Source organism: Eggerthella sp. (genome assembly GCF_048329335.1).
Lineage (GTDB): Bacteria > Actinomycetota > Coriobacteriia > Coriobacteriales > Eggerthellaceae > Eggerthella > Eggerthella lenta.
Genome location: NZ_DBFEGU010000011.1, coordinates 1 through 1,812 on the forward strand (window position 1 = coordinate 1; position 1,812 = coordinate 1,812).

Genomic DNA, 1,812 nt, shown 5'->3' on the forward strand with positions numbered 1-1,812 from the left:
CCGCCGGATGCGGCGAGGCGGGACGGGACGGCGGCGCCTAGATAATCGCGTCCCCGTGGGGCTTCATGACGATGGCCAAAAACGTGCACGGCTCGCCGCCGGTGGCGATCATGCCGTGGCCGCGGCCGGAATCGTACATGAGCAGATCGCCCGCCTCGAGCTCCTCGATATGGTCCTCGTAGGCGAAGCGCATGCGACCCGAGATGATGTAGTCGAGTTCCTGGCCCTTGTGGTAGGACAGGTGGATGGGCGCGTCCTGCTCTTCCTCGAGGTACGGCGCCGTCACCAGGAAGGGCTCGGCCAGCTTGTTCTTGAAATGGGGGGCCTTGTGCAGGTACTCGAAGCCCGCGCGGCGCTTGATGGACAGGCCTTCCGCGGCGCGCGTCAGCGAATAGCCCGACAGATGCGGATCCTCGCCGGTCAGAAGCTCGATGACGTCGACGCCCAGGCGCTGCGCGCACTTGTAGAGGAACGTGAACGACAGGTCGTGCTGCCCCGATTCCTGCGCGGCGTACTCGGCTGTCGAGCGTCCCGTCGCGTCGGCCATCTCCTGCATGGTGATGTCGAGGTCTTCGCGCAGGGCCCGAATTCGCCCAGCCACCTCTTCGATGTTCGGCTCCATGCTCGCTTGACCTCCTTCTGGTATGTCGTCGGAATAAAAGTCTATCTATTGTATAGCAAACCGCTTCGATTCAGGGGAAGACGAAACCATTTGGAAACAAAAAAGCGGCCCGCGGGTGACGACGACCCAGTTGTCATCCTGAACGGAGCAGCGACGCTGCGTAGTCGAAGGACCCCGCGCGGCGATAGCCGGAAGCGCCCCGACTGACGCCGTGCGGGATCCTTCGACTCCGGCCTTCGGCTTGCGCTCAGGATGACAATCTCTTAGGCGGGGACGCCCTCGCCGAACAGGAGCTCGCGCTCCGGGCCGGTCAGCGCGGCGCGCGCCTGGTCGCGCAGGTTGTTCATGCCGCTGAGGAACTGGCGGTACATGACCACGGTCAGGTAGCGCCCGATGGGCGTCAGCGTCAGCTCGTCGGCGTTGTCGGTTTCGAACGCCCTGCTCAAGCGCATGAACGCCAGCTCCATGGGAAGGCCCGTCTCGATGCTGCAGCCGAAGTCGCGCTCGAAGGCGCGCTTGTCCAGGCGCAGCTTGTACAGATCGAGCAGGAAGCGGTAGCGCATGAGGTCGCGCTTGCTCATCTCGGTCTTGCCCATGATGGACATGCGCCCGCTCTCGATGGCCGCGTTGTAGTCTTTGATGCTGAAGTTGTTCACGTACAAACAGCCGTTCAGATGCGTGATGGAGCCGCTGCCGATGGCCGGGTACTCGTCGTAGTTCACCTGGTACTCGTCGATCTGAGGCGCGTCGGCCGGCTTGCCTTCCTTGTCGGGGCGCGTGAACGTCCACAGCGTGGTGCGGTCGAACAGCGGGTCGTCGCCGCCGGCCAGCACGCCGTCGAGGATCTGGTAGTAACGGTACTCGCGGTCGTAGTCCATCGCGCCTAACGTAGCGGCCATTTTGCGCGTAGTGGCCGACGACACGTACAGCGGCGAGAACGTGGTCTGGCGGCAACCGGACAGCGCGATCTTCTCGAGGTCGGCCATGAGAACGTCCTCAGTCTGCGAGGGGAAATTGAAGATCATGTCAACGTTCAGCGAGTCGAAGTACGGCTCCGCCTCGGCGATGCGCTCCAGGATGACGTCGCCGCTGCCGTACTTCTCGTAGCGGTCCATCTGCTTGAGCAGATCGTCGTCGAAGCTCTGCACGCCCACGCTCAGACGCTGCACGCGGCCCTGCAGCTTGTCCAG

The 1,812-nt window shown here is 63.6% G+C and carries 2 protein-coding genes; both read right to left on the reverse strand.

The window, feature by feature from the left end; genetic code table 11:
- Nucleotides 1–37 precede the first annotated feature (37 nt).
- Nucleotides 38–622: a helix-turn-helix domain-containing protein gene (locus tag ACMO6A_RS00320; RefSeq protein WP_418470630.1), complete on the reverse strand. Its 585-nt coding sequence runs from the start codon at nucleotides 620–622 to the stop codon at nucleotides 38–40.
- 263 nt (nucleotides 623–885) lie between these two features.
- Nucleotides 886–1,812 (reverse strand): coproporphyrinogen dehydrogenase (locus ACMO6A_RS00325; RefSeq protein ID WP_418470631.1); only part of this gene is annotated, 927 nt, incomplete at its 5' end.